The sequence below is a fragment of the Micromonospora sp. NPDC005203 genome (genome assembly GCF_042872705.1).
Taxonomy (GTDB): domain Bacteria; phylum Actinomycetota; class Actinomycetes; order Mycobacteriales; family Micromonosporaceae; genus Micromonospora.
Genome location: NZ_JBIAKV010000001.1, coordinates 810,154 through 834,450 on the forward strand (window position 1 = coordinate 810,154; position 24,297 = coordinate 834,450).

The window sequence follows — 24,297 nt, forward strand, 5'->3', positions numbered from 1 at the left end:
GGCCCACCCCGCGAGCCTCGGGGCAGGCCTGCCTCAGCTCAGTTGAGCCGTTCGAGCACCATGGCCATGCCCTGGCCGCCGCCCACACACATGGTCTCCAGACCGATGGTCTTGTCGTGCCACTCCAGGGCGTTGAGCAGAGTGCCGGTGATCCGGGCGCCGGTCATGCCGAACGGGTGACCGACCGCGATCGCGCCGCCCATCACGTTCAGCTTCTCCTGCGGGACGCCCAGCTCACGGTAGGAGGGGATGACCTGCGCCGCGAACGCCTCGTTGATCTCGACGAGGTCGACGTCGTCGATGGTCATGCCGGCCCGTCGCAGCGCCTGCCGGGACGCCTCGACCGGCCCGAGGCCCATGATCTCCGGTGACAGGGCGGTCACCCCGGTGGAGACGATCCGGGCCAACGGGGTCAGCCCCAACTCCTCGGCCCGCTGGGCGCTCATCACCACCACGGCTGCCGCGCCGTCGTTGAGCGGGCAGCAGTTGCCGGCGGTGATCCGACCGTCCGGTCGGAACACCGGCTTCAGGCCGGCGACCGCGTCCAGGGTGACGCCGGCTCGGGGGCCGTCGTCGGTGCTCACCACGGTGCCGTCCGGCGTGGTGACCGGGGTGATCTCCCGGGCCCAGAAGCCGTCGGCGATGGCCTTCTCGGCGAGGTTCTGGCTGCGTACGCCGAACTCGTCCATGTCGGCGCGGGTCACGTCGTGCACCTGGGCCAGGTTCTCCGCGGTCTGCCCCATGGTCAGGTAGATGTCGGGCAGCGCACCGGCCTCGCGCGGGTCGGTCCACACCTCGGCGCCACCCTGCGCGCGCTGCTTCGAGCGCTCGCCGGCCGCCGCGAAGCGCGGGTTCTCCCAGCCGCCGCCGACCAGGGCCTGCGCCTCCGGCGGCAACCCGTCGGAGCTGCCCCGGGCATAGCGGGAAACCATCTCCACACCGGCGGAGACGAACACGTCGCCCTCGCCGGCCCGGATCGCGTGCATCGCCATCCGGGTGGTCTGCAACGACGAGGCGCAGTAGCGGGTCAGCGTGGCGCCGGGCACCGTGTCCAGACCGAGCAGGGTGGACACCACCCGGGCCATGTTGAAGCCCTGCTCGCCCCCGGGCAGGCCGCACCCGAGGTAGAGGTCGTCGATCGTGGTCGGGTCGAGTTGGGGGATCTTGTCCAGGGCGGCCTGGACGATTGTCGCGGCGAGGTCGTCGGAGCGGACGTCGCGCAGGGATCCCTTGTGCGCCCGGCCGATGGGGGAGCGGGCGGTGGCGACGATGACGGCGTCGCGGGACGACTCAATCGGCATGAGCCAACGTTAACCCGCTAGTAACATGGCGCGGAAGAAGCCGACGCGGCGGGAAATGTCACCCTGGCCGGGGACGATCTAGCGCCGGCTCGCGACCGTCGCCGCGGCGACGATGGCGGGCAGCAGCGCGTGCGCCCACACCCGGTAGCCGTCGGCGGACGGGTGGAAGCCGTCGTGGCAAAGCGTCCCCGCGTCAGCCCGGAACACCGGCCCGGTCTCGGTGGCGAGGTCGACCACCGAGCCGCCCGCGTCCAGCACGGCGGCGGTCTGCGCGTGGGCCATCCGACGCCCCGACCAGCCGACCACCTGGCGCAGCGGCGGCGCGATGGCACGCACCGCGCCGAGATCGGGGCAGGTGCCCACCACCACCTCGACCCGCGCCTCCCGCAGCCGATGCACAGCGGCGGCGAGATAGGCCGCCGCGTCGCAGGGGCGGCGCAGCCCGGTGGCGTCGTTCGCGCCGATCAGGATCAGCGCCACGTCGGGCCGTTCACCGAGCAGGGCCCGGGCCACCTGGGTGGCCAGATCCGTCGAGCGGGAGCCCGAGACGCCGACGCTGGACAGGTGCACCCGTCGGCCGGCCGGACCCTCGGCGAGCAGGTTGGCCAACTGCCCGCCGATGGTGTCGTCGAGACGGTCGACGCCCACGCCGAGCGCCGACGAGTCGCCGAGCAGCACCAACCGCAGCGGCGGAGCGCCAGCCCGGCCGATCGTGGCCCGCAGGGCCAGCCCCAACTCCGGTTGGGCGTAGCGCCGGTGCCGGGCGACGAACGCCTCACCGGCCAGGACGGCAGCGCCGCCCACGGTGCCGGCGAGCAGCGAGAACGCCGCTGCCCGACCCAGTCGGCCGGCGAGGCCGGCGGTCACGCCCCGGTCGCTGCGCTCGTTCATGCCAGTCCCTCCACTGTCGAGGTGTCGGGGGCGGATCCGTGTTGCGGCACCGCGACGACACCGAAGAACGCCCGGCGGCGCAACTGCGCCCACCGGCCGGCCGGCCCCCGGTCGCGGCCCCGGACCTGGGTGCCACTGACCTCGGTGCCGGCGTGCCGGGCCGCCTCCTGTGCGGCCTCCGGCAGCGACCGTACGCCCTCTCCCCACGTCGGTGTGGCCCGGCGGTCCTGCCCCGCGCCGAGCGCGGACAGCATCGTCGGCAGGAGAGCGGCGGCGCACATCGCGTACCCCTCGGCGGAGGGATGGAACCGGTCCCACGCGAACATCCGGGTCGGCTCCGCCGCGAACCGGGGGCCGAGGAGATCACCGAGGGAGACCGTCCACCCGCCCGCCTCCACCACCGCGACCGTCTGGGCTGCGGCGAGTTGGCGGCTCCACCGATGCGCCAGCCACCGCAGCGGAGGCTGGATCGGGCGGATCGCCCCCAGGTCGGGGCAGGTGCCGACGACCGCCTCGCAGCCGTTGTCGCGCAGCTTGTGCACCGCCTCGACGAGGTAGCGCACCGCCAGCCCACGCGGGGTCCGGTTGGTGATGTCGTTGCCGCCGATGAGGATCACCGCGATGTCGGGTCGGCACTCCAGCGCCGCCTCCACCTGGTGGCGGAGTGCCGACGAGATGGCACCGACCACCGCGAAGCGGTGCAGTTGCACCGGCCGGTGCAGTCGACGGGACAGGCCGGTGGCGAGCAGCGCGCCGGGCGTCTCCCGACGGCGGTGCACCCCGTAGCCGGCGGCCGACGAGTCACCGAGCACGACCATGGTGAGGGCTGAGCCGGGGAACTTCGCGCCGTAGATCCCGTCGCAGCGCGGTGGCGGTGCCTCGGCCATCGGGATGGTGCGTCGGGCCTGCCGGGCCTGGCCGAGCAGCACCCCGCCGGTCGCCACCGCGGCCGCCGCGGTGGCGCCCGTCCCGATCGCCGCCAGGCGGGCGAACCGCCGGGTCTGCCGCCAGCGCTCACCGGGTACGACGGAATCAGCCACCCCCATACCACGACATTATCGCGCCGGTCCGACACGCCGCTGTCGTCGTGACGGCTCCCGAGTGCCTGGAAACCGACGCGGCGGGGTATCGGTACGGCAGAGGCCGGCCGAGTTGCGCCGACCCGCCACGCTGATCCGGCGGAGAGGAGCGCGACGATGGGGAAGACACTGAAGCGCAGCGCGGCCTTCGCGGCCCTGGCACGGGCACTGACGGCCGGGGCACGCGGGGGGCCGTCGCTGGGCACGCGGTTGGCTGCGTTGCCCCGGATGATCCGGGCCACCACCAAGGGGGAGTACGACGGCGGCCTTCGGCTGGCCCTGATGACGGCGGCGACGGCGTACATCGTCTCGCCGATCGACCTGCTCCCGGAGATCCCGCTGGCGATCTTCGGGCTTGCCGACGACGCTGTGATGATCACGTGGTTGGCGGGCAGCGTGCTCGCCGAGACCGATCGCTTCCTAGAGTGGGAGGCCCGCCGCAGCTCGGTCATCCCCGGGGGGCTGGTGCCCTGACGGCACGTACGCTGGGCGACGAGGAAACGTCTGCCCGGCCGCCGTTGCCGGCGCCGCAACGAAGGGCACACCGTGCAGTACTACGACAACGTCGTCGACATGATCGGCAACACCCCGCTGGTACGTCTGCGTAACGTCACCGAGGGCATCCAGGCCACCGTGCTGGCGAAGGTGGAGTACGTCAACCCGGGCGGCTCGGTCAAGGACCGGATCGCGCTGCGGATGGTGGAGGACGCCGAGGCCGCCGGCCTGCTCAAGCCCGGCGGCACCATCGTCGAGCCGACCAGCGGCAACACCGGCGTCGGGCTGGCCCTGGTGGCCCAACTCAAGGGCTACAAGTGCGTCTTCGTCTGCCCGGACAAGGTCAGCCAGGACAAGCAGGACGTGCTCCGGGCGTACGGCGCCGAGGTGGTGGTCTGCCCGACCGCCGTCGCCCCGGAGGACCCGCGCTCGTACTACAACGTCTCCGACCGGCTGACCCGGGAGATTCCTGGCGCCTGGAAGCCCAACCAGTACAGCAACCCGGCCAACCCACGCTCGCACTACGAGACCACCGGCCCGGAGCTGTGGAAGCAGACCGAGGGTGGGCTGACCCACTTCGTGACCGGCGTCGGCACCGGCGGCACCATCTCCGGCATCGGGCGCTACCTCAAGGAGGCCTCCGAGGGTCGGGTGCGCATCATCGGGGCCGACCCGGAGGGTTCGGTCTACTCCGGCGGCACGGGGCGCCCCTACCTGGTGGAGGGCGTCGGCGAGGACTTCTGGCCGGAGACGTACGACCAGGGTGTCGCCGACGAGATCGTCGAGGTCTCTGACAAGGCCTCCTTCGAGATGACCCGGCGGTTGGCCCGCGAGGAGGGGCTGCTGGTCGGCGGCTCCTGCGGCATGGCCGTGGTCGCCGCGCTGGAGGTCGCCCGCAAGGCCGGCCCGGACGACGTGGTGGTGGTGCTACTGCCGGACGGCGGCCGGGGCTACCTTTCCAAGATCTTCAACGACTCGTGGATGGCCCGGTACGGATTCCTCGACAACTCCGGCGCCGAGCCGACCGTTGCCGACGCGCTGGCCAGCAAGCCGGGCGGGCTGCCCGAGCTGGTGCACGTGCACCCGACCGAGACGGTCCGCGACGCCATCGACTACATGCGCGAGTACGGCGTCTCGCAGCTGCCGGTCCTCAAGGCCGAGCCGCCGGTGGTGACCGGTGAGGTGGCCGGCTCGATCGCCGAGCGGGACCTGCTCGACGCGCTCTTCACCGGCCAGGCCCACCTGCACGACACGATCGAGCGGCACATGGGCGACCCGCTGCCGATGATCGGTGGCGGTCAGCCGGTGAGCGAGGCGGTGGGCCTGCTGGAAAAGTCCGACGCCGCCCTGGTCCTGGTCGACGGCAAGCCCAAGGGAGTCCTGACCCGCCAGGACCTCCTGTCCCACCTCGGCGCCCACTAGCTCCCCACCCCGTTCACCGCGTCGATCTTGCACTTTCTGTCGTGGATATGTCGTTGATGCGGCATATGCGGGGACAGAAAGTGCAAGATCGCCGGGGTGGGGTGGGGTGGGGTGGGGTGGGGTGGGGGTGGGGGTTAGAGGGGGCGGGTGTAGCGGAGTTGGCGGGTCGGTGCTGAGCCGATCGCCTCGTCCCGTTCGTCGCCCGTCGGGGTCCAACCGCCGCGCTCGTAGAAGGCGCGGGCGTGCGCGTTCTCCCGCAGCACCCAGAGCACCGCGCGCCGCCAGCCACGGGACCGCATGGCCGCCAACGTGTCGACCATGAGCGTGCGACCGGTGCCCCGGCCCTGCTCGGCAGGGTCGAGATGGATCGCGTTGAGCAGCCCGGTGACGGGGTCGTCCTCGTCGTCCGGACCCAGGTAGCTGAACCCGACAAGCGTCCCGGCCCGCTCGGCCACTGTCATCCGGTGGTTGTCCCGCTCCCACTGCCACCGCTCCGCCCAGTACCGCCCCATCGCCTCCGGCGTCGGGTCGGCCAACGCCTCGGCCGGCAGGAAGGCCGAGTACGCGGCGATCCGGGAGCGCTGGTGCAGGGCTCCCACCGCCATCATGTCGCGAGCGGTCGCGGGTCGGAGCGAGACGGTCATCCGGCCGAGGCTACCCGGCGGGGTGGGACCTGCACCGTGGTCAGGTCCTCGGCGATGATCAGGTCGCCGTCGAAGTGCGCGCGGGCCTCGTCGTGGAACCGGCGCGGGTCCGAGTAGCGCTGGGAGAAGTGGGTGAGCACGAGCCGGCGTACCCCGGACTCGGTCGCCACCCGGGCGGCCTGCGCCGCGGTCAGGTGGCCGACCTCGGCGGCGAGCGCGGCCTCCGACTCCAGGAAGGTCGACTCGATGACCAGCAGGTCGGCGTGCTCGGCGAGGGCGTACACCCCGTCGCAGAGGCCGGTGTCCATCACGAACGCGAACCGCTGGCCCGGCCGGGGCACGCTCACCTCGTCGCGGGTGACGCGACGCCCGTCGAGGTCCAGGTGCCCGACGCGGATCAGCTCGCCGACAGCCGACCCCCCGATGCCGTACACGGCCAGTTGCTCCGGCAGCATCCGGTGGCCGTCCGGCTCGACCAGGCGATAGCCGTACGCCTCGATGGGGTGCCGCAGCCGGCGTGCCTCCAGCGTGCCGCAGCGCAGCGCGATTCGCTGCCCGTCCTCCTCGATCGGGGTGACCTGCAACTCGGCGGTCTCGTAGAAGGAGGTGGCGTGCCGCAGCCGGGCGAAGTACTCGGCGCCGCCCGCCGGGAAGTGCACGGCGACCGGGTGCGGCACCCGGTCCAGGGAGAGCCGCTGAATGGTGCCGGGCAGGCCGAGGCAGTGGTCGCCGTGGAAGTGGGTGACGCAGATCCGGGTCAGGTCGGTGGCCGTGACCGTGGTGTGCAGGAGCTGACGCTGGCTGCCCTCACCCGGGTCGAAGAGGATCACCTCGTCGTCCCAGCGCAACACGTACCCGTTGTGGTTGCGCTGACGGGTCGGCGCCTGGCTGGCCGTTCCGAGGATCACCAGCTCGCGCATGGACATCGCCGCTCCCCCCGGAGATGGAGCGACCCCCGGGGCGCTCCGCGCAGGTGCGCGGGCCGGCTGGACTTGGCCGGCACCCCGGGGGTCGGGTGGCTGTCGTGGATTCGCCGCACCGCTGCCACACGGTCTCGACGATGGTGCTTTTGCCCGCCTCGCGGCGAGCCGATCACTGTCGAGGACAGCGGCTAGCTGACAGCCACCTCACGAGTCCGATTGCTATACAAGTCTGGACCACCTCCCTTCACGTGTACGGCCACGTTATCGAGTCCTCGGTGGGCTCTGCAACGGATTTCGATCACATGGCCGAACGGGAATGCCCGGCCACCCTCTCGGCGGCCGGGCATCACGCGTGTGCGGGGTGGTGGTGTTCAGCCGCCGACCCGGGCCACGCCGACCGGGCAGCTCAGCCCGTTCGGACCGTGGTTGCAGTAGCCGTTCGGGTTCTTCGTCGGGGCCAAGTACTGCTGGTGGTAGTCCTCGGCAAGGAAGTAATCGCCGAGCGGGGCGATCTCGGTGGTGATCTCACCCTTGCCGGCCCGGCTCACGATCGGCTGGAACGCGTCCCGGGACGACTCCGCGATGGCCCGCTGTTCGTCCGTGGTCGTGTAGATCGCCGAGCGGTACTGGGTGCCCACGTCGTTGCCCTGGCGCATGCCCTGGGTCGGGTCGTGGTTCTCCCAGAAGACCTTCAGCAGGTCCTCATAGTTGATCTTGCTGGGGTCGTACACCACCTGGACGACCTCGGCGTGCCCGGTCCGGCCGGAACACGTCTCCTCGTACGTCGGGTTCTTGGTGATGCCACCCGCGTAGCCGGCGGAGGTGGTGTAGACGCCCGGCAGCGTCCAGAACAGCCGCTCGGCTCCCCAGAAGCAGCCCATGCCGAAGACCGCGACCTGCAGGCCCTCCGGGAACGGGCCCTTCAGCGGGGTGCCCAGCACCTCGTGGCGGTCGGCGACCGGCATGGCGATCGGACGGCCCGGCAGGGCCTGGTCGGGCGAAACCATCTCAGCGTTCATACGGCGCAAAAACACGTGGGGATCTCCTCTCGTACCTCTCCCAGCGTGTAACACCGGTGGGTCCACCTTCCTTACCCGCACCGGTGTGAGTCAGGCCCCGTCCGGGAGTGCGGCGGCCACGCGGTCCGCGTAGGCGCTGGCCTCGGCGTCGTCCTCGTAGCGGGTGCGCGGCCAGAAGAAACCCCGCAGCCCGTCCCGCCCGGTGCGCGGGACCACGTGGGTGTGCAGGTGCGCGACGGACTGGGACACCTTGTTGTTCATCGCCACGAACGTCCCGCCGGCGCCCAGACCGGTCTCCACGGCCACCGCCAGGCGCTGGACCAGCGCGAAGTAGCCGGGCAGCAGGTCCGCCGGCAACTCAGCCAGGGTCACCAGGTGGACCCGGGGCACGACCAGCACGTGTCCCCTGAACACCGGCCGGGTGTCCAGGAATGCCACCCCGTCCGGGGTGTCGGCGACCCGGAACGCCGGCACCTCACCTGCCACGATCCCGCAGAACACGCACCCACTCATCCGCTCAGGCTATGCCGACGGGCCGACAGGCCGACGGGCCGACGGATCACGGTGCCCCCCACGCACGCATCGACTGTGATAATCATGGACCGGTCTGAATAAGCACACGGGGGTGACGTGCTGTCGCGACAGTGCCGCCCGGCCCGTCGGCCGAGGCGGGCTGCCGCATGGACTGCGCCCCACGACGACGATCCGATTCCGTTGCGGCCTCAGGACCCCGGGCCGTCGCGGTCTCGCTCGTCGAGACTCCGAAAGGACGCACCTTGCAGATCAGAAGAGGTCCGACCCTGGCGCTGGCCGCCCTGACCGTCGGGCTGCTGACCGTCGCGATATCGACTCCCGCCCAGGCTGCTCCCGCGCAGACGGCCACCCCGCTGTCACTGCCGGGCGTGGCCGACGTGGTGTCGGCCGGTGACCGGGTCTTCGTCAGCGGTGGCTACTCCTCGACCGAGGTCGTGGTGACCAGCGCGACGGGCACGGTGGTCGGCACCCTGTCGGGGCTTCCCGGCCCCACCGACCTGCTGCTCAGCGCCGACCGGCAGACGCTCTACGTGGCGCTGCCCAGCGCCAACGCCATCGCCGCCTTCAACGCCGGTTCGCTTGTCGAGTCGGCCCGCTACGACACCGGCGCGGGGGAGTGCCCGTCGTCGCTCGCGTTGACCGGGCGGTACCTGTGGTTCGGTTACGGCTGTGACCAGTGGGGCGGCAACATCGGCCGGATCGACCTGGGCCGGCAACCGGCAGTGGTGAGCACCGGGGTGGCCACCGGTCAGGACTTCTACGACGCCCCGCTGCTGACCGCCGCCAGCCAGAATCGTTCGGTGCTGCTGGCCGGGCAGCCCGGGCTGAGCCCCGCGTCGGTGTACGCGTACACGATCGGCACCGGGGGCGCACTGAGCGCGCCCAGGGAGAACGACTTCATGGCGGTCGGCAGCAACCTGCAGGACGTCGCGCTCGACCCCACCGGCACCACCGTCTTCACGGCGTCCGGCGCCCCGTACGTGGTGCAGGCGTTCCCGTTCGCCGACATCAGCACCCCGTCCGTGACCTATCCCACCGGTGCGTACCCGAATGCGGTCGAGGTGTCCCGCGACGGCACGAGGATCGCCGGCGGGGCGGACGCCTCCTACGACCCGGACGTGTTCGTCTTCCGGGCCGACGGCACCGAGCTGGCCCACTTCGAGCTGAACGACGACCTCAGCCCGGGCGCGCTGGCCTGGGCGCCCAACGGAGCCCGGGTCTACGCGGTCTCCTACGACTGGACCGGGGACCACCCGGTCACCCTGCACGTTCTGCCCGTTCCGGCCGGCTGACCGGCCCGCCGACGGATGGTCGGCGTGCGCGGGGCCGGGCCAGACGGTCCGGCCCCGCCCGGGAGCGCGGGTTCCGTTCCAGTCAGCTCCGTCGGGGCACTAGCCTCACCAGAATGAACCACGGCTTCGACACGCTCGCGATCCACGCCGGTCAGGACCCCGAGGCGCGGACCGGCGCGGTGATTCCACCGATCTACCAGACCAGCACGTACGCCCAGGACGCCGTGGGCGCGCCCCGGCTCGGCTACGAGTACAGCCGCTCCGGCAACCCGACCCGGGACGCGCTCCAGGAGTGCCTGGCCGCGCTGGAGGGCGGGCCGGTGGGGCTCACCTTCGCCAGCGGCCTGGCGGCCGAGGACGCCCTGCTGCGGGCCGTCTGCCAGCCGGGCGACCACGTGGTGATCCCGGACGACGCCTACGGCGGCACGTACCGGCTGTTCGCCCGGGTCGCGCGGCGGTGGGGCCTGGAGTTCACCCCGGCGAAGGTCTCCGACCCGGCGGCGATCCGGGCCGCCGTGCAACCCGGCCGCACGAAGATCGTCTGGTTGGAGACGCCGACCAACCCGCTGCTGAGCATCGCCGACATCGCCGCCCTGGCCGCCGTGGCACACGACGCGGGCGCGCTGCTCGTGGTCGACAACACCTTCGCCTCGCCGTACCTGCAACAGCCGCTCGCGCTCGGCGCGGACGTGGTGGTGCACTCCACCACCAAGTACATCGGCGGGCACTCCGACGTGGTCGGTGGCGCGCTGGTCGTCGCGGACACCGCGCTCGGCGAGGAGTTGCGCTACCACCAGAACGCGATGGGCGCGATCAACGGCCCCTTCGACGCCTGGCTCACCCTGCGCGGCATCAAGACCCTCGGGGTACGCATGGACCGGCACTGCGACAACGCCGAGCGGCTCGCCGCGTACCTCGACGGGCACGCCAAGGTCGCCCAGGTGCTCTATCCGGGGCTGCCCTCACACCCCGGTCACGAGGTCGCCGCCAAGCAGATGAGCCGGTTCGGCGGCATGATCTCGTTCCGTGCCGCCGGTGGTGAGGAGCACGCGGTGGACATCTGCAACCGCGCCAAGCTCTTCGTGCTCGCCGAGTCGCTGGGCGGCGTGGAATCCCTGATCGAGCACCCGGGTCGGATGACACACGCAAGTGCTGCCGGCTCGCCGCTTGAAGTTCCCGGCGATCTCGTGCGACTGTCTGTCGGCATCGAGACGGTCGACGACCTACTCGCCGATCTGGAGCAGGCGCTGGGCTGACCGCTGGGGGAGGATGGCCGTGCAGGACATCATGGCGACCTGGGTCGGGGCGACCGCCAAGCAGATTGCCCGGGGCGTACGCCGAGGTGACGTCTCGGCGACCCAGGTCGTCGCCGACCACCTCGAATACATCTCCCGCGCCGACCGTGAGCTGGCCGCGTTCCGCGCCGTTCGCGGCGGTGAGGCGATCACCGAGGCGGAGAAGGTCGACGAGCAGGAGGACCTGGCCAATCTGCCACTGGCCGGGGTGCCCGTGGCGGTCAAGGAGAACACTCCGGTCGCCGGTCTGCCCACCTGGAACGGGTCGGCCGCCGCCCGCAGTGACGTGGCGGAGGCCGACCACGAGGTGGTGCGTCGGCTGCGCGGCGCCGGAGCGGTGATCCTCGGTGTGACGCGGATGCCGGAGTTGGGGCTGTGGGCCCTCACCGACGACGACAGCGCGGTGACCCGTAACCCGTGGGACAGCACGCGTACCCCCGGTGGTTCCTCCGGCGGCGCGGCCGCCGCGGTGGCCGCCGGGCTGGTGCCGATCGCGCACGCCAACGACGGTCTCGGCTCGATCCGGATCCCGGCGGCCTGTTGCGGGCTGGTCGGGCTCAAGCCCGGTCGGGGCGTGGTCCCCTGCCAGCTCGGCGCGGACGACTGGTTCGGCCTCACCGAGCACGGCGTGCTGACCAGCACGGTCGCCGACGCGGCGGTGGGTTTCTCGGTGCTCGCCGGCCGGCGTCCCGAGAAGCTGGTTCCGCCGCAGCGGCTGCGGGTGGGTGTCTCGCTGCGCTCCCCGGTGCGGGGTGTCGCAGCGGACGCGCCCAACCGGGACGCGGTCGCCGCCGCCGGTCGGCTCCTCGCCGCCGCCGGGCACGACACGGTGCCGGCCGATCCGGTCTATCCCACCGCGCTGGGCCTGCAGGGCATCGCCACCTGGTTCGCCGCCGCAGCCACCGACGTGCGGGCCGCCGGGTTGGACCGCCGTGGCCTGCAACGACGTACCCGGCGGCACGTCGCGCTGGGCGAGTGGGCGCAGCGTCGCGGCTACGTGCGGGAGGCCGACCGGGCCGCGTGGCGGCAACGGTCGGTCGACTTCTTCACCGACCACTCGGTCGACCTGCTGCTCACCCCGGCGCTGGCCAGCGCGCCACCGGAGGCGGCCCGCTGGTCCGATCGGTCCTGGCGGGCGAACATGACGGCCAACATCCGGTACGCCCCGTACGCCGCACCGTGGAACATCGCCGGTCTGCCGGCGATCGTGGTGCCGGTCGGCCGCCGCCCGGACGGTCTGCCGGTCGCCGTGCAGCTCGTCGGTCCGCCCGGCTCGGAACTGCTGCTGCTCGGGGTGGCCGGCCAGTTCGAGATGGCCGCGCCGTGGGCACGCCACGCCCCTGGTTATCCCCGGGTCGGTCTCGGGGCCCCGGAGGTCCAGTCCCTGGGCTGATCCACTCCGGTCCCTGGGCTGATCCACTCCGGTTCCTGGGCTGATCCACTCCGGTTCCTGGAAAACGCGCTGTCGAGGCGCGGTTGATAGCGCGATATCAGGGATGTCGAGTGGATCAGCGCGCCGGGCCGGGGCGGGGCAGCGGTCGAGGCCGGTGTCGCCGCAGGGGCCTCCGGAGGCGGGTGGCACGATCGAGGCATGACGGAACTGGTCGGTCTCGACGACGTGCGGGCTGCACGGGAACTGCTCGCCGGTGTCATCCGGACCACCCCGCTGGAGCCCTCCCGTCCGCTCAGCGCGGCGCTGGGCGGGCCGACCTGGCTCAAGTGCGAGAACGTGCAGCGCGCCGGCTCGTACAAGGTGCGCGGCGCGTACGTGCGGATCTCCCGGTTGTCGGCGGCGGAGCGGGAGCGCGGCGTGGTCGCGGCGAGCGCGGGCAACCACGCGCAGGGCGTGGCCCTCGCCGCGGGCCTGGTCGGCACGCGTGCCACCGTCTTCATGCCGGTCAACGCGCCGCTGCCGAAGGTGGCCGCGACCAAGGGGTACGGCGCGCAGGTCGAGTTCGCCGGCAACACCGTCGACGAGTCACTTGTCGCCGCGCACACCTACGCCGAGCGCACCGGAGCGGTGCTGATCCACCCGTTCGACCACCCGGACGTGATCGCCGGTCAGGGCACGGTCGCGCTGGAGATCCTCGAACAGTGCCCGGACGTGAAGACCATCATCACCGGGGTCGGCGGCGGCGGCCTCATCTCGGGCATGGCGGTCGCCGTGAAGGCGTTGCGACCCGACGTCCGGATCATCGGCGTCCAGGCGGCCGGCGCGGCGGCGTTTCCTCCCTCGCTGGTGGCCGGGGAGCCGGTCCGGCTGCCGGCGTTCTTCACCATCGCCGACGGCATCGCGGTCGGTCGGCCCGGTGAGATCACCTTCAACCATGTGCGCAAGCTCGTCGACGAGATCGTCACGGTTTCCGAGGAGGACATCTCCCGGGCGCTGTTGATGTTGCTGGAGCGCGGTAAGCAGGTCGTCGAGCCGGCCGGGGCGGTCGGCGTCGCCGCGCTGCTGGCCGGCGTGGTCGAGGTGGAGACGCCGGTGGTCGCGGTGCTCTCCGGTGGCAACATCGACCCGCTGCTGATGCTCCGGGTGATCGAGCACGGTCTGGCCGCCGCGGGCCGCTACCTGCGGGTGACCGTGCGCTGCTCGGACCGGCCGGGACAACTGGCGTCGCTGCTCAGTCAGATCGCCGAGCACCGGGCCAACGTGGTGGACGTGGAGCACCAGCGCGCCAACCCGCACCTCAGTCTCGGCGAGGTGGAGGTGGCGCTGTCGGTGGAGACCCGGGGCGTGGAGCACTCGGACACGCTGATCAGCGCGCTGCGGGCCAGCGGCTACCAGGTGGTCTTCGCCGCCGAGGCGTGACACCGGGTGGTGCCACGCCTCGCCGGCGGTGCGTCTGGGCCTCGGTGCAGCCGGCGACGTCAGCCGGAGAAGGGCTCGAAGCTGACCACTGTCACCTTGATGTCGGCGCCACTGGGTGCCGTGTAGGTGCAGGTCTGCCCGGGCCGACCGCCCAGGATCGCCTTGCCGAGCGCGGACTCGGGGCTGTAGACGGTCAGGTCGGTGGTGGCCGCGATCTCGCGCGAGCCGAGCAGGAAGGTCTCGGTGTCGGCGGTGTCGTCGTCGAAGTAGATCGTCACGACCATGCCGGGCGACACCGCGTCCGCGGATGGCGCCCCGCCGACCTTCGCGGTGCGCAGCAGCTCCTGCAGGTAGCGGATGCGTCCCTCGGCCTTGCCCTGCTCCTCGCGGGCGGCGTGGTAGCCGCCGTTCTCCCGCAGGTCGCCCTCCTCGCGCCGAGCGTTGATCTCGGCGGCGATCGCCGGGCGGTTGGCGATGTGCTCGTCGAGCTCGGCCTGGAGGCGGTCGTGCGCGTCCTGGGACAGCCAGGTGGCGGGCGCCTCGTTGCCAGTGGACACAGGCGTTCTCCTCAGTTGTGCGTGGCTGGCTGACAGGTGAACTACCAAGTTACCAGTGCGGTACGACACAGGGTGTCGGCCATTACCGCCAGTGTCCGGATCCAACACCGGCGGGTAGGCGCCCTCCGAGGCTGGTCGCTGAGGCTGTTTCGGCAGCTCAGGACGGGGGCCGACAGCGCAGGACCTCGCCGATGAACGGCCGCGCGGTGGTGGTCAGGCGGTGCCGGGTCGTGACGTGCCGATCGCCGGGCCGGGCGGTGACGGTGATCTGCTCACGGGCCACCTCGGCGCCCGCGTGGGTCCGGGCCCGCAGCACGCAGACCGCCGAGCCACCCGCCGGTACGGTCACCCGAAAGTCGACAAGCACCTGGGTGTCCGTGATGTCGGTGTACGTGATGACCTGGGCGTCGTAGACCGGGTCGCCGTACTGGCGGTAGAGCCGGAACGAGATCACGGTCAGCGTCGCCACGAGCGCCAGCAGCACCAGCGCGGCGAGCAGGCTGCGTCGGCGTTCGCCGCCAGAGGCCCGGCGACGGCCGTAGCGTCCGGCGGGAAAAACCGGAGCGCCGGGTGAAATTGTGGCGTGCGTCTCGGTCACCGGCGGGTATCTCCTGGCGTTGTTGTCGGCGGCATCGGCAAGAATGACAGAGTCCATCCTCCCACCCGGTCCAGCGGCAGGAATGGCAGGTCATCCCCTGCGGTGCTGGCCGGCGTCAGGGTGCGGTGAGCAACGATCCCGGCAGGTCAGCCGGTCGAGCCCGGTCGGGTCCACCGGCCGGCACAGACGAGGAGTGCCGAAGTTGGCAGAGCAGCTGCGACTCATGGCCGTGCACGCGCACCCCGACGACGAGTCGAGCAAGGGTGCGGCGACCATGGCCAAGTACGTCGCCGAGGGCGTGGACGTCCTGGTCGTGACGTGCACCGGTGGGGAGCGCGGCAGCGTGCTCAACCCCAAGCTCGACCGTCCCGATGTCTGGGCCAACATCGGCGAGATCCGCCGCGCCGAGATGGACGCCGCCCGGGCGATCCTCGGCGTCGAGCAGGCCTGGCTCGGCTTCGTCGACTCCGGGCTGCCCGAGGGTGACCCGCTGCCGCCGCTGCCCGAGGGCTGTTTCGCCCTGCAGGACGTCGAGGTGGCCGCCGGCCCACTGGTGCGGCTGATGCGCGAGTTCCGTCCGCACGTGGTGACCACGTACGACGAGGAGGGTGGCTACCCGCACCCGGACCACATCATGTGCCACAAGGTGAGCGTGGCCGCGTTCGAGGCCGCCGGTGACCCGGAGCGCTACCCGGAACTGGGCGCGCCCTGGCAGCCGTCGAAGCTCTACTACGACATCGGCTTCTCCAAGGCCAAGATCATGGCGTTGCACGAGGGCATGCTGGCCGCGGGCAAGGAGTCGCCCTACGAGGAGTGGATCAAGCGCTGGGAGGACCGGCCCGACAAGGGTCCACGGATCACCACGCGGGTGGAGTGCTCCGAGTTCTTCCCCGTCCGCGACGACGCGCTGCGCGCCCACGCGACCCAGGTCGACCCGGACGGCTTCTGGTTCCACGTGCCGATGGAGTTGCAGCGCCGCGCCTGGCCGACCGAGGACTTCGAGCTGGCCCGATCAATTGTCGACAGCCCGCTGCCCGAGTCCGATCTCTTCGCGGGGGTGCGGGAGACGGCGCACGCGCGCTGATTCCGGGCAGAGCTACCCTGGTTACCAACCGCACATCGGAGGAACGCCATGCTGACCGCTGCCCAGGTGCTCGCGGAGAACAACTTCGGAGACACCCGCACGGGTGGTCTGGCCGGGCCGATGGGCCTGTTCCTCATCCTGCTGCTGGCCGCCGCGACCATCCTGCTGATCCGCAACATGAACGCCCGGCTGCGCCGCCTGCCGGACCGGTTCCCGCAGCAGGCGACGCCGTCCGACCCGACCAGGGTCGACGCTTCAGTCGTCGATCCGACAGACGGGACCACCGGGCGTGATTCATCCGCCACCGGTCCCAATGGGCACCAGCAGCACCGGAACGGGTAGCCAGCGCGTGAATCACGCCGAACCGGGTGGTCGCCCCCTGTTGCGACCACCCGGTTTGGCTTAGCCTTCCGCCGGGGGACCAAAAGTCTCCGAGCCGTGTGCGGGAGGGGGCGCCGATGACACGCACAGCACCGGCCGCCCGCCGTACCGTCGGTCGGTCGACTGACGGGGGAGGTCGATGACCTCCGGTCCGGCCGGCTGCTCGTCTGACCGGCTCGGGGTGCGGGGCACACCGGGCCGTCTGCTCGTGCTCACCGCCGCCGTCACCCTGACCGCCCTGGCCGCCTCCGCGGTGGGGTTGACCCTTCCCGCCCGGCTGCCGGCCGACGATCCCCTCGGCGGGCCGGCCCGATTCGGCATCGCGGTCGCCGTCCTCGCGCTCGCCCAGCTCGCCCGGCTGCGCTTCCGGTCGTCGGCGGGCATGGTCAGCATCACCTGGGGCGAGGCGGCGTTGATCGTCTGCCTCCATCTGACGCCGGCCGGCTGGCTGCCGTCCGCCACGCTGCTCGGCACCGGCCTGGCCTGGACGATTCTCTCCCTGCACAACGACCGCCGTCCGGCCCTCGATGTCCTCCGGATCGCCGCGTCGCTGGCCGCCGCGACGGCACTGGCCGCCTCCGTGGCCACCGCGCTCGGGCGGCCGTTGCTCGCCCCGCCCACCCCGATGCTGGCGTCGGCCGTGATCGCCGGCTCGGTGACCTACCTCCTGGTGACCGCCTGGCTGGGTGGGGTGACGCTCGGCCTGCGGCACGGGCTGCCGATCGGGCCGCCACTGCTCGCCGCGCTGCGCGGCAAACTGCTGATGTTCGTCGGCAACGTCGCGGTCGGCCTCGTCGTCGTCGCCCTGATGGAGCTCGACCCCCGGTGGTTGCTGCTGCTCCCACCGCTGCTGTGGCTGCTGCAACAGACCTACCGCTACCGGCTGCGCTCCGATCAGGAGCATCGCACCTGGCGAGCCTTCGCCGAAGCCACCGCGGCTCTCAACCAGCTCGACGAACGAGGTGTGGCGAGTGCGGCGGTCACCGGCGCGCTGACGCTGTTCAACGCCGAACTGGTGGACGTCGACGTCGCTCGGACCGACGGCCGGTGGCACCGGTACCGGGGAGACGCCACCGGCCAGTTCGTCGACCGGGAGACGGACCCGCCAGACCGGTCCGAGCTGGACGAACACGAGCTGAGTCGGGCACTGTCGGTGGGTGCCGCGCCGGTGGGTCGGCTGCGGGTCCGGTTCCCGCGATCTGCTCCGCCCAACGCCCGGGAACGCGATGCGGTGGCCGCGTTCGGTGACGCGCTCGCCGCCGCGCTGCACGACGCCGCGACCCACCGGGAGCTGCGGCTGGTCACCGCCCGTTCGTCGTACGAGGCGGTGCACGACCCGCTGACCGGGCTGGCGAACCGGGCGGCGATGCTCGGCAAGGGCGATCAGTCGCTGCGACAACTCGCCCACGATCACCCGGTGGCGCTGCTGCTGCTGGACATCAACCAGTTCAAGGAAGTCAACGACACCCTCGGTCACGCCGCCGGCGACCAGTTGCTGCGACTGACCGCGAACCGGCTCAGTGCGCTGGCCCGCCCCGGTGACCTGCTCGGCCGCCTCGGCGGCGACGAGTTCGCTCTGCTGCTCACCGCGGTGCCGGTGCTCGGGGACCGGGCCGCCCCGATGGCGCACGCACTGCGGCAGGCCCGCGAGATCGCCGAACGACTGGCCGCGCCGACCGAGGTGGCCGGCGTCCGGATGTCGATCGAGGTTTCCGTCGGGGTGGTGGTGGCCGACGCCGGCACCGCAGACCTGACCGAGCTGCTGCGCCGGGCCGACATCGCCATGTACCAGGCCAAGGAGGGCGGCGGCAACGTCGCTGCATACGACGGCACCCGCGACGCGGCAAGCACCGACCAGCTTGCCCTGCTGGCCGAGTTACGCGAGGCGCTGAAGGTCGACGACCAGTTGGTGCTGGCGTTGCAACCGGCTGTCGACCTGGCCACCGGTGCGCCCACCGGGGTGGAGGCGCTGATCCGCTGGCAGCATCCCCGGCGCGGATGGCTGGGTCCGGCCGACTTCATCCGGCCCGTGGAAAACAGCGAGCAGCTCGGCACCTTCACCCGCTACGTGCTCGACAAAGCTCTCGGCGTGGCCGCGAGTTGGGCCCGGGACGGGCTCGACGTCCCGATCTCGGTCAACCTGTCGGCGCGCAGCCTGCTCGATCCCCGGTTGCCGGCGGAGATCGCCGAGGTGTTGCGCCGACATCAGGTGCCACCGCACCGGCTGGTCCTGGAGATCACCGAGACGGTGGTGATGAGTGAACTGGAGATCATCGACGAGGTGCTGGCCACGCTCCGGTCGATGGGCGTGCAGCTCGCCGTCGACGATTTCGGGACCGGCTTCTCATCGCTGACCTTCCTCACCCGGATCGCGGTGGACGAGCTGAAGGTGGACCGCTCGTTCGTGATCCGGATGACGGACTCGCCGGAGGCCGCCGCGATCGTACGGACGACTGTGGGGCTCGCCCACGAGTTGGGGCTGCGCGTGGTCGCCGAGGGGGTGGAGACTGCCGAGCAGCGGCTGGCCCTGGCCGAGCTGGGCTGCACCTCGGCGCAGGGTTACCACTTCTTCAAGCCGATGCCGGCCGACAAGATCGGCGCGGTGCTCGGGTCGCTGCGCGACTCGGCGGAGTCGAACGTGTTCCGGCTGCGCGCCGACGGCGCCTCCTGACCGTCGCCGGCTCGGCGATCCCGACTCGACGTTCGAGCTGCGCCAGCATGCCGACAACCCGGTCGACTGGTGGCCCTGGTCGGACGAGGCGCTGCTCGAGCACCGACAGCTCTTCCGCCTGCATGCCCGTCTCCCACTCCCGGAAAGTACCGACTACCGGGACCGAGGAAGAAGCCACGCCGACGGCGTGAAGCCTTGGCGTGAGCGGCTGGAAGTCGTGGAGCCGGCTCTCTGGTACGACGTCCCCCTAGCTCCTCCAGCACGCCGCCAACCCGGTGGAGTGGTGGCCGTGGGGAAGATGCCCTTGGCAGAAGACAGACGACGAGACGTACCGGTTCTGATCAGTATGAGGTCTTCGTCTTGCCACTGGTGCTCGTGGGCATGGACAACCAGTGGCGCGCCTGCTGGGACGACACCGGGGAGGCGTCAGCCGATCACACGTGCAGCAGCTCCCACATGACCGTCACCGGCAGGGCCGGATGGGCGCAGGCCGCGCGGAGCACGTCCCGCTCGACGTTGCCCCGGGCCAGCGCCGCCAGCGTCGCCGGCCGGGTGTTCTCGTGCTCGGCGATGGCGAGCCGGGTGACGTGGTCGGCCCCGTCGAGTAGTCGGTCCAGCAGCTCTCCCGAGGCGTTCCAGTTCCGCGCCAGCCGGTGGGGCTTGGCGGGCAACCGGTCGAGAACGTCGCGCGGGGTCCGCCCGTTGGCCGCCAGCGCTTCGCCGACGCCCTTGACGGGCACCGCGGCGAGTCGGCGCAGTATCTCGGGATACGAGCAGTGCCGGGCGAGCCGGCGGCGGACCATGGGGTCCCGATCGTCGGCCAGGAGAGCGGCGGTCTCCTCCGACAGCTGCCAGTTGGCGGTGGCAGCGGCGCGTACGCGCGCCGAGCGTGAACCCGCGCACTGCGCAAGAAGGGTCTGGAGTGCCTCTTCCGCCTTCTCGACCGGCCACTCGGGCGGACCTGGTTCGCAGCCGGACTTGAACTTGCCGATCAGGTCCTCGATCTGTTCGACGGAGAGCCGGTCGGCATCGGCCTCCAACCGCGCCAGGCTGGGCAGCGGTCGGGAGGCGTCGGTCGTGAAGCGTTGGACGGCCGTACGGGCCACCGTGTCGTCCACATCGCGGGTCAGTGCCGTCAGGCTCTCCGTCGACGTGGCGGAGTTCAGCGCGACCGCGCGGCGGACCTCGGGGTCGGCGTCGCGGGCGAGAACCGTCAGCACCGGGCTGGTCAGGCGCTCCGACCAGGCCAGCGCACGACGTACGGCGACGACCGGATCGTCGGCCAGTGCCAGCATCGCCGCCGGAGACAGGCGTCCCACCCGTGCGACCTCCGCGCGGGCCTCCTGGTCGGGGCTGGCAGCCAGCTCCTCACCCAGCCAGTCTCCGGTCTGTGGGACGGCGTATGCCCGGATGGCGGGGACCCTGTCGTGCACAAGGATCTCGGCGATCTCGGCGGACAGTTCACGTTGACCAATCCCGTCACGTACGGTCGGGTCGGGGTCGCGGGCCAGCGTGGCCTGGAGTTCCGGGCTGAGGTCGACGAGGCACGCCACGGACCGCCGTACCTCGGGGTGGGGATCGTCGGCGAGGGCGGCCACGATCTCGGGTGGGCAGGCCTTGATCCAGGGAACCTCGCACCGCACCAGGTGGTCGGATGAGGCGGCCAGGGCCACGACCGCGTCGCGCGGGAAGTCGCCTTCCAGTGCGAGCCGTTGCAGCAGATGCGGATCGCCGGTCTCGGTTGTCACCGCCACCAGCGCCGCGGCGACCTCCGGCATCTCCTCAGCCAGGTCCGAGATCGACCCGTAGAGGCGCTCGGCGAGTACGAGCCGTGGCAGCCGACCACCGTCCCGAACCAGGGCGAGCAGGATGTCGGTCGGCGCGGCCGGGTTCACCGCGAGCCCGGCCAGCCGGTTCTGGGCGCGGGTGTTGGCGGGGCCGGGTAGTTCGAGCCGCCAGCGCGCGCCCTCACAGCAGCCGGTCCGGATCACCTCGGGCTGCGCCCAATCCGCAGTCTCGGACATCCGAGCACCCTAGCGGCACCACAACGGACTGGGCGCCCTGTCTGTGTGGCGGGCTGGAATCGTGAGTCGGCTTGGCGACGCCACCTCCCCGTACCTTCTCCAGCACGCCGACAACCCGGTCGACTGGTGGCCCTGGTCGGACGAGGCGTTCGCCGAGGCGAGACGGCGGGACGTCCCGGTGCTCATCTCGGTGGGCTACGCGGCGTGTCACTGGTGCCAGTGAACTCGTCAACCTCGTAGTGGGGTCTGGGCTGACGTCAGGGGTGGGCAGATGCCGGCGGCAGCGAGTCATATTTTGTTGTGTTCGAGTTCTTTTGAGTGACACTCAACAAGTTGCGAGGTGCCGAGGTGCCGAGGGATGTTGTCGCGTCTGATTAAATCTCGTCAGAGCGCGACAACTAGCACCCGCTCATCGGCTCAGGCAGGCAGCCTCGACCCCATGCCACGTGGGCGCCCATCACGGCAGACGATCTATGACCGGCTCGAGGAGGCGATCACGGACCTCCGGACGCGCATGGGAGGACTTCCGAGCCCTCGATGGCAATGGCCGTATGGGCCGGCTTCTCCTCAACCTTCTCTTGGTTCGGCTCGGGTATCCACCGGCGATCGTGTTCAAGAATGAGCGCGCAAAGTACCTCGACGCGATGCGTAAGGCGGACAAGGGTGACTATGGTCCGATGGGTGAACTCGTCGCCCGCGCTGTCACCAACAACCTCTACCGGTTCGTCGTACCTGCTGTGGCCGGCCCATCCCGCCTGGTTCCGCTAGCGAGCCTGGTCGATGAGAAGGGGGGCGTCACGGCTGTCGCGCTGCGTGCTGCAGCCGAGCGTGGACGCCTTCGGGCACAGAAGTCTGACAGTGGAATCTGGCTGAGTTCGCGGAAGTGGCTCGACGACTATCTGAAGAACAGGCACAAGCGCGCCGATAAGGTCACGAAGCAGGCCCACTTGCCTGCCGGACTTGGCGGCTGAGCGCCACGAGGGCCCATGAATGATCTTCACTGGAGAGTGACCGAGCCTAGGTGCCGACGCATCCTTGCTCCATAGCTCCCAAGGCGGTTGGAGGCCCGGAGCGGATCGGTCGACGCCCGCCAGCTCGGGCAGTATGGCGAACTGAGTCCTCAAGCTGCCTGTGAGAGGGTTGGGTCATGGCCAATCGTCTTGCCTGGGCGACGTCGCCCTACCTTCAGCAACACAAGGACAACCCGGTGGATTGGTGGCCTTGGGGGGACGACGCCTTCGAAGAAGCCAAGCGACGAGACGTTCCAGTCTTGATCAGCGTGGGTTATTCGAGTTGTCATTGGTGTCATGTCATGGCCCACGAGTCGTTCGAGAACGAGCAGGTCGCGGCCCTGTTGAACGACAACTTCGTGTCGATCAAGGTGGATCGTGAGGAGCGCCCGGACGTGGACGCGGTCTACCTGACCGCGACCCAGGCGATGACCGGCCAGGGCGGCTGGCCAATGACAGTCTTCGCCGCCCCGGACGGCACCCCGTTCTTCTGCGGCACCTACTTCCCGCGCCCGAACTTCACGCAGTTGCTCCAGTCGATCACCACCGCCTGGCGGGAGCAGCGCGAGGCGGTGGTGCGCCAGGGCGCCGCAATGGTCGAGGCGATCGGTGGCGCACAGGCCGTGGGCGGCCCCACCGCCCCGCTGGACGCGCCGCTGCTCGACGCCGCGGCCGGCAGGCTGGCCAGCGAGTACGACGCGACGAACGGAGGCTTCGGCGGCGCCCCGAAGTTCCCACCGCACATGAACCTGCTCTTCCTGCTGCGCCACCACCAGCGCACCGGCGACCCGCGCAGCCTGGAGATGACCCGGCACACCGCCGAGGCGATGGCCCGCGGTGGCATCTACGACCAGCTCGCCGGCGGCTTCGCCCGCTACTCGGTGGACGAGCACTGGACGGTGCCGCACTTCGAGAAGATGCTCTACGACAACGCGCTGCTGCTGCGGGTCTACACCCAGCTGTGGCGGCTCACCGGTGACCCGCTGGCCCGCCGGGTGGCCCGGGACACCGCCCGCTTCCTCGCCGACGAGCTGCACCGGCCGGGGGAGGGCTTCCTGTCCGCGCTGGACGCCGACACCGAGGGCGTCGAGGGGCTCACCTACGCCTGGACACCCGCGCAGCTCGTCGAGGCGCTGGGCGAGGAGGACGGCCGTTGGGCCGCCGACCTCTTCGCCGTAACCGACGACGGCACCTTCGAACACGGCATGAGTGTGCTCAAGCTCGCCCGGGACGTCGACGACGCCGCACCCGAGGTGCGGGCCCGCTGGCAACAGGTGGTCGGGCGGCTCCTCAGTGCCCGGGACAGCCGCCCGCAGCCGGCCCGCGACGACAAGGTGGTGGCCGCCTGGAACGGCCTGGCGATCACCGCCATCGTCGAGTTCCTCCAGGTGGCCGCGTTGTACGCGTCCCCGCAGGACGAGGACGCGAACCTGATGGACGGCGTGACGATCGTCGCCGACGGCGCGATGCGCGACGCCGCCGAACACCTGGCAGGAGTGCACCTGGTGGACGGCCGCCTGCGCCGGGTCTCCCGGGACGGCACGGTCGGCGAGCCGGCCGGTGTCCTGGAGGACTACGGCTGTGTGGCGGAGGCCTTCTGCGCGCTGCACCAGCTCACCGGCGAGGGACGCTGGCTCACGCTGGCCGGCGAGCTGCTGGACACCGCGCTGGCGCGCTTCGCCGCACCCGGTGGCGCCTTCTACGACACCGCCGACGACGCGGAACGGCTGGTCGCCCGGCCCGCTGACCCGACCGACAACGCCACCCCGTCCGGGCGGTCGGCACTGGTCGCCGGGCTGGTCGCGTACTCGGCGCTGAGCGGGGAGCCGCGCTACCGGGAGGCCGCCGAGGCGGCGCTCGCCACCGTCGCGCCGATCGTCGGGCAGCACCCCCGGTTCACCGGGTACGCGGCAACGGTCGGTGAGGCGTTGCTCTCCGGGCCGTACGAGATCGCCGTGGTGACCGACGACCCGGCGGGTGATCCCCTGGTGGCCGCGGCCCACCGGCACGCCCCGCCCGGGGCGGTGGTCGTCGCCGGGCAACCGGACCAGTCCGGGGTGCCGCTGCTCGCGGACCGTCCGCTTGTCGACGGGCGGTCCGCCGCGTACGTCTGCCGGGGGTTCGTCTGCCAACGGCCGGTCACCTCCGTCGAGGAGCTGGTCGCCGAGCTCGGCTGAGCGCACCGTAGTTGCCCACGCCGCACGCCGGGCGCCCGCCGCGGCGCTTCCGGGGCGGGTCGCCGGCCCACCGGGTGGGCGTGCCGAG

General features: G+C 71.4%; 21 protein-coding genes and 1 pseudogene. 12 read left to right on the top strand and 10 right to left on the bottom strand.

Features of this window, described 5'->3' with window-relative positions; all coding sequences use genetic code 11:
- Positions 1–38: 38 nt before the first annotated feature.
- The 3 genes from ACFYPM_RS03970 to ACFYPM_RS03980 form a co-directional block, all read right to left on the bottom strand.
- A complete protein-coding gene (locus ACFYPM_RS03970) occupies positions 39–1,301 on the bottom strand; it encodes an acetyl-CoA C-acetyltransferase (RefSeq protein ID WP_387190986.1) in 1,263 nt (420 codons plus the stop codon).
- Positions 1,302–1,379: 78 nt separating this feature from the next.
- Positions 1,380–2,192 carry an SGNH/GDSL hydrolase family protein gene (locus ACFYPM_RS03975; protein WP_387190988.1) on the bottom strand — a complete coding sequence of 271 codons (813 nt, stop codon included), beginning with the start codon at positions 2,190–2,192 and terminating at the stop codon, positions 1,380–1,382.
- Positions 2,189–3,238 (bottom strand): SGNH/GDSL hydrolase family protein, encoded by a 1,050-nt coding sequence (locus ACFYPM_RS03980; RefSeq protein ID WP_387190990.1) that lies wholly within the window; start codon positions 3,236–3,238, stop codon positions 2,189–2,191. Before ACFYPM_RS03980 ends, ACFYPM_RS03975 begins: the two co-directional genes overlap by 4 nt.
- A 150-nt stretch (positions 3,239–3,388) precedes the next feature.
- Between ACFYPM_RS03980 and ACFYPM_RS03985 the strand changes: the two genes are divergently transcribed.
- Positions 3,389–3,745, top strand: coding sequence for a YkvA family protein (locus ACFYPM_RS03985; RefSeq protein ID WP_357241782.1), 357 nt, complete (start codon positions 3,389–3,391; stop codon positions 3,743–3,745).
- A gap of 72 nt (positions 3,746–3,817) precedes the next feature.
- Positions 3,818–5,188: a cystathionine beta-synthase gene (locus ACFYPM_RS03990; protein ID WP_179782191.1), complete on the top strand. Its 1,371-nt coding sequence runs from the start codon at positions 3,818–3,820 to the stop codon at positions 5,186–5,188.
- 134 nt (positions 5,189–5,322) lie between these two features.
- Here the strand turns inward: ACFYPM_RS03990 and ACFYPM_RS03995 are convergent, their stop codons facing one another.
- The 4 genes from ACFYPM_RS03995 to ACFYPM_RS04010 form a co-directional block, all read right to left on the bottom strand.
- On the bottom strand, positions 5,323–5,832 hold the full coding sequence (locus ACFYPM_RS03995; RefSeq protein ID WP_387190993.1) for a GNAT family N-acetyltransferase: 510 nt from the start codon (positions 5,830–5,832) through the stop codon (positions 5,323–5,325).
- Complete coding sequence (locus ACFYPM_RS04000; protein ID WP_387190995.1) at positions 5,829–6,758, bottom strand: ribonuclease Z; 930 nt, start codon at positions 6,756–6,758, stop codon at positions 5,829–5,831. Before ACFYPM_RS04000 ends, ACFYPM_RS03995 begins: the two co-directional genes overlap by 4 nt.
- A gap of 368 nt (positions 6,759–7,126) precedes the next feature.
- Positions 7,127–7,789, bottom strand: a complete 663-nt coding sequence (msrA, locus tag ACFYPM_RS04005) for a peptide-methionine (S)-S-oxide reductase MsrA (RefSeq protein WP_387190997.1) — start codon at positions 7,787–7,789, stop codon at positions 7,127–7,129.
- Positions 7,790–7,864: 75 nt separating this feature from the next.
- Positions 7,865–8,287 carry an HIT family protein gene (locus tag ACFYPM_RS04010; RefSeq protein WP_387190999.1) on the bottom strand — a complete coding sequence of 141 codons (423 nt, stop codon included), beginning with the start codon at positions 8,285–8,287 and terminating at the stop codon, positions 7,865–7,867.
- Positions 8,288–8,550: 263 nt separating this feature from the next.
- Here ACFYPM_RS04010 and ACFYPM_RS04015 point away from each other — a divergent pair, with 263 nt between their 5' ends.
- The 4 genes from ACFYPM_RS04015 to ilvA all read left to right on the top strand — a co-directional run bounded on the left by ACFYPM_RS04015 (position 8,551) and on the right by ilvA (position 13,707).
- Complete coding sequence (locus ACFYPM_RS04015; RefSeq protein ID WP_387191001.1) at positions 8,551–9,600, top strand: hypothetical protein; 1,050 nt, start codon at positions 8,551–8,553, stop codon at positions 9,598–9,600.
- 113 nt (positions 9,601–9,713) lie between these two features.
- On the top strand, positions 9,714–10,856 hold the full coding sequence (locus ACFYPM_RS04020; RefSeq protein WP_387191003.1) for a cystathionine gamma-synthase: 1,143 nt from the start codon (positions 9,714–9,716) through the stop codon (positions 10,854–10,856).
- A 13-nt stretch (positions 10,857–10,869) separates the two neighbouring features.
- Positions 10,870–12,288, top strand: a complete 1,419-nt coding sequence (locus ACFYPM_RS04025; protein WP_387191005.1) for an amidase — start codon at positions 10,870–10,872, stop codon at positions 12,286–12,288.
- A gap of 198 nt (positions 12,289–12,486) precedes the next feature.
- On the top strand, positions 12,487–13,707 hold the full coding sequence (gene ilvA / locus ACFYPM_RS04030; protein WP_357241810.1) for a threonine ammonia-lyase: 1,221 nt from the start codon (positions 12,487–12,489) through the stop codon (positions 13,705–13,707).
- 59 nt (positions 13,708–13,766) lie between these two features.
- Here the strand turns inward: ilvA and greA are convergent, their stop codons facing one another.
- On the bottom strand, positions 13,767–14,264 hold the full coding sequence (gene greA, locus ACFYPM_RS04035) for a transcription elongation factor GreA (RefSeq protein ID WP_387191007.1): 498 nt from the start codon (positions 14,262–14,264) through the stop codon (positions 13,767–13,769).
- A 157-nt stretch (positions 14,265–14,421) separates the two neighbouring features.
- Positions 14,422–14,862, bottom strand: a complete 441-nt coding sequence (locus tag ACFYPM_RS04040; RefSeq protein ID WP_387191474.1) for a DUF4307 domain-containing protein — start codon at positions 14,860–14,862, stop codon at positions 14,422–14,424.
- A gap of 202 nt (positions 14,863–15,064) precedes the next feature.
- On the opposite strand from ACFYPM_RS04040, the gene mca reads away from it, so the two are divergent.
- From mca to ACFYPM_RS04055, 3 genes are all read left to right on the top strand, one after another.
- On the top strand, positions 15,065–15,946 hold the full coding sequence (mca, locus tag ACFYPM_RS04045) for a mycothiol conjugate amidase Mca (RefSeq protein WP_387191009.1): 882 nt from the start codon (positions 15,065–15,067) through the stop codon (positions 15,944–15,946).
- Positions 15,947–15,994: 48 nt separating this feature from the next.
- Positions 15,995–16,288 (top strand): hypothetical protein, encoded by a 294-nt coding sequence (locus tag ACFYPM_RS04050; protein ID WP_357241819.1) that lies wholly within the window; start codon positions 15,995–15,997, stop codon positions 16,286–16,288.
- 178 nt (positions 16,289–16,466) lie between these two features.
- Entirely contained in the window at positions 16,467–18,998 is a 2,532-nt protein-coding gene (locus ACFYPM_RS04055; protein ID WP_387191011.1) for a putative bifunctional diguanylate cyclase/phosphodiesterase, read from the top strand.
- Between the two features lie 434 nt (positions 18,999–19,432).
- On the opposite strand, the gene ACFYPM_RS04060 is transcribed toward ACFYPM_RS04055, so the two are convergent.
- Positions 19,433–21,022, bottom strand: a complete 1,590-nt coding sequence (locus ACFYPM_RS04060; protein ID WP_387191013.1) for a hypothetical protein — start codon at positions 21,020–21,022, stop codon at positions 19,433–19,435.
- Between the two features lie 61 nt (positions 21,023–21,083).
- Between ACFYPM_RS04060 and ACFYPM_RS04065 the strand changes: the two are divergent.
- From ACFYPM_RS04065 to ACFYPM_RS04075, 3 genes and pseudogenes are all read left to right on the top strand, one after another.
- Positions 21,084–21,239: pseudogene (locus ACFYPM_RS04065) on the top strand (DUF255 domain-containing protein); the annotation flags it as partial.
- Positions 21,240–21,573: 334 nt separating this feature from the next.
- Positions 21,574–21,993 (top strand): hypothetical protein, encoded by a 420-nt coding sequence (locus tag ACFYPM_RS04070; RefSeq protein ID WP_387191015.1) that lies wholly within the window; start codon positions 21,574–21,576, stop codon positions 21,991–21,993.
- 176 nt (positions 21,994–22,169) lie between these two features.
- Complete coding sequence (locus ACFYPM_RS04075; RefSeq protein ID WP_387191017.1) at positions 22,170–24,209, top strand: thioredoxin domain-containing protein; 2,040 nt, start codon at positions 22,170–22,172, stop codon at positions 24,207–24,209.
- Positions 24,210–24,297: the final 88 nt, after the last annotated feature.

Bases quoted from the DNA above. Each gene is read 5' to 3' on its own strand.
- ACFYPM_RS03970 (WP_387190986.1), bottom strand. From the start codon at position 1,301: ATGCCGATTGAGTCGTCCCGCGACGCCGTCATCGTCGCCACCGCCCGC.
- ACFYPM_RS03975 (WP_387190988.1), bottom strand. From the start codon at position 2,192: ATGAACGAGCGCAGCGACCGGGGCGTGACCGCCGGCCTCGCCGGCCGA.
- ACFYPM_RS03980 (WP_387190990.1), bottom strand. From the start codon at position 3,238: ATGGGGGTGGCTGATTCCGTCGTACCCGGTGAGCGCTGGCGGCAGACC.
- ACFYPM_RS03985 (WP_357241782.1), top strand. From the start codon at position 3,389: ATGGGGAAGACACTGAAGCGCAGCGCGGCCTTCGCGGCCCTGGCACGG.
- ACFYPM_RS03995 (WP_387190993.1), bottom strand. From the start codon at position 5,832: ATGACCGTCTCGCTCCGACCCGCGACCGCTCGCGACATGATGGCGGTG.
- ACFYPM_RS04000 (WP_387190995.1), bottom strand. From the start codon at position 6,758: ATGTCCATGCGCGAGCTGGTGATCCTCGGAACGGCCAGCCAGGCGCCG.
- ACFYPM_RS04010 (WP_387190999.1), bottom strand. From the start codon at position 8,287: ATGAGTGGGTGCGTGTTCTGCGGGATCGTGGCAGGTGAGGTGCCGGCG.
- ACFYPM_RS04020 (WP_387191003.1), top strand. From the start codon at position 9,714: ATGAACCACGGCTTCGACACGCTCGCGATCCACGCCGGTCAGGACCCC.
- ACFYPM_RS04025 (WP_387191005.1), top strand. From the start codon at position 10,870: ATGGCCGTGCAGGACATCATGGCGACCTGGGTCGGGGCGACCGCCAAG.
- ilvA (WP_357241810.1), top strand. From the start codon at position 12,487: ATGACGGAACTGGTCGGTCTCGACGACGTGCGGGCTGCACGGGAACTG.
- ACFYPM_RS04050 (WP_357241819.1), top strand. From the start codon at position 15,995: ATGCTGACCGCTGCCCAGGTGCTCGCGGAGAACAACTTCGGAGACACC.
- ACFYPM_RS04055 (WP_387191011.1), top strand. From the start codon at position 16,467: ATGACCTCCGGTCCGGCCGGCTGCTCGTCTGACCGGCTCGGGGTGCGG.
- ACFYPM_RS04060 (WP_387191013.1), bottom strand. From the start codon at position 21,022: ATGTCCGAGACTGCGGATTGGGCGCAGCCCGAGGTGATCCGGACCGGC.
- ACFYPM_RS04070 (WP_387191015.1), top strand. From the start codon at position 21,574: ATGGGCCGGCTTCTCCTCAACCTTCTCTTGGTTCGGCTCGGGTATCCA.
- ACFYPM_RS04075 (WP_387191017.1), top strand. From the start codon at position 22,170: ATGGCCAATCGTCTTGCCTGGGCGACGTCGCCCTACCTTCAGCAACAC.